The organism is uncultured Anaerotruncus sp. (assembly GCF_902490045.1).
GTDB lineage: Bacteria > Bacillota > Clostridia > Oscillospirales > Ruminococcaceae > Anaerotruncus.
In genome coordinates, this window is sequence record NZ_CABUCJ010000211.1 from 1 (window position 1) to 1,654 (window position 1,654).

A 1,654-nucleotide genomic window follows, 5' to 3' on the forward strand; every position below is an offset into this window, starting at 1 on the left:
GGGCCAGCCGCGCGCAGCGCGGCGTTCGGCTCCCCTCAGGGGAGCCGCCTGTGCCGTCCGTGGGACGGCACGGCCCGCCGCCCCATGCGCGCCCCGCGTCCCCCGCTTCAACAACACGGAAAAGGAGAGCAGAAAAGATGAAGATTTACAATACGCTGACGCGCCGCAAGGAGGAGTTCGTACCCCTCGAGCCGGGAAAGGTGAAGATGTACGCGTGCGGGCCGACCGTCTACAACTTTATCCACATCGGAAACGCGCGGCCGATCTGCGTGTTCGACACGCTCCGCCGCTACCTCGAATACCGGGGCTTTGACGTGACGTTTGTGCAGAACTTCACCGATATCGACGACAAGCTCATCAACAAGGCCAACGAGGAGGGGACCACCGTCCGGGAGGTGGCCGAGCGGTATATCGGCGAATACCTGACCGACACAGAGGGACTGGGCATCCGCCCGGCGGACATCCATCCGCGCGCCACCGAGAACATCGATACGATCATCGGCATGGTCAGGACGCTGGAGGAGCGCGGATACGCCTATGAGCGGGATGGCAGCGTCTACTTCCGGTCGCGCAGGTTTAACGAATATGGCAAGCTCTCCCACCAGCCGCTGGAGGATTTGGAGGCGGGCGCGCGGATCGACGTGAGCGACGTCAAGGAGGACCCGCTCGACTTTGTGCTGTGGAAGGCCGCCAAGCCGGGCGAGCCGAGCTGGACTTCGCCGTGGGGCGAGGGCCGCCCTGGCTGGCATATCGAGTGCAGCGCGATGATCCGCCGTCACCTGGGCGACACGATCGACATCCACTGCGGCGGGCAGGACCTCATCTTCCCGCACCACGAAAACGAGATCGCGCAGAGCGAATGCTGCACCGGGACCACCTACGTCCGCTACTGGATGCACAACGGCTACATCAACGTCGACAACCGCAAGATGAGCAAGTCGCTCGGCAACTTCTTCACCGTGCGGGAGGTCGCGGAGAAATTCGGCTATGAGCCGATCAAATTCATGATGCTCCAGGCGCACTACCGCAGCCCGATCAACTATTCACTCGAGGTCATCGAGCAGTGCCAGGCGGCGCTTGCCCGCCTGCACAACTGCCGCGACGGGCTGGATTTCGCGCTGAAAAACGCCTGCGGCGCCCCGACCGAAGGGGAGGACGCCTTCCGGAAGCAGGCGGACGCGCGCGTGGCGCAGTTCGTCGAGGCGATGGACGACGACCTCAACACCGCCGACGGCATCGCGGCCCTCTTTGAGCTGGCGCGCGACTGCAACACCTTCTTTGGGAACAACACCCGCTCGAAGGAGAGCGTTGAATACGCGATCAAAAAATTCGACGAGCTGTGCGGTGTGCTCGGCCTGCTTTACGACCGCGGGGCGGACGACCTCGACGCGGAGGTCGAAGCGCTGATCGCCGAGCGGCAGGCCGCGCGCAAGGCGAAGGATTTCGCCCGGGCGGACGCCATCCGCGACCAGCTCACGGCCATGGGCATCCTGCTCAAGGATACGCCGCAGGGCGTCCAGTGGAGCAGGAAGTGATTGCCGCTCGGTGAGCGGCGGAGCTTGCCGGTGGTCGACCGACGGCGGTGGTTCTAGATATTCCGCTCATCGAGCGGGGGAGATTGCCGGGTCCCGCCCCGGCGGGCGGGTCGACTTCT

1 protein-coding gene is annotated in these 1,654 nt (G+C 64.6%); it reads left to right on the forward strand.

The window, feature by feature from the left end:
- Positions 1-137 precede the first annotated feature (137 nt).
- Positions 138-1,535 (forward strand): cysteine--tRNA ligase, encoded by a 1,398-nt coding sequence (gene cysS, locus RDM88_RS12800; RefSeq protein ID WP_308755208.1) that lies wholly within the window; start codon positions 138-140, stop codon positions 1,533-1,535.
- Positions 1,536-1,654 lie beyond the last annotated feature (119 nt).

What these genes read in the sequence shown, in the direction of transcription:
- cysS (WP_308755208.1), top strand. Translation starts at nt 138, where the DNA reads ATGAAGATTTACAATACGCTGACGCGCCGCAAGGAGGAGTTCGTACCC.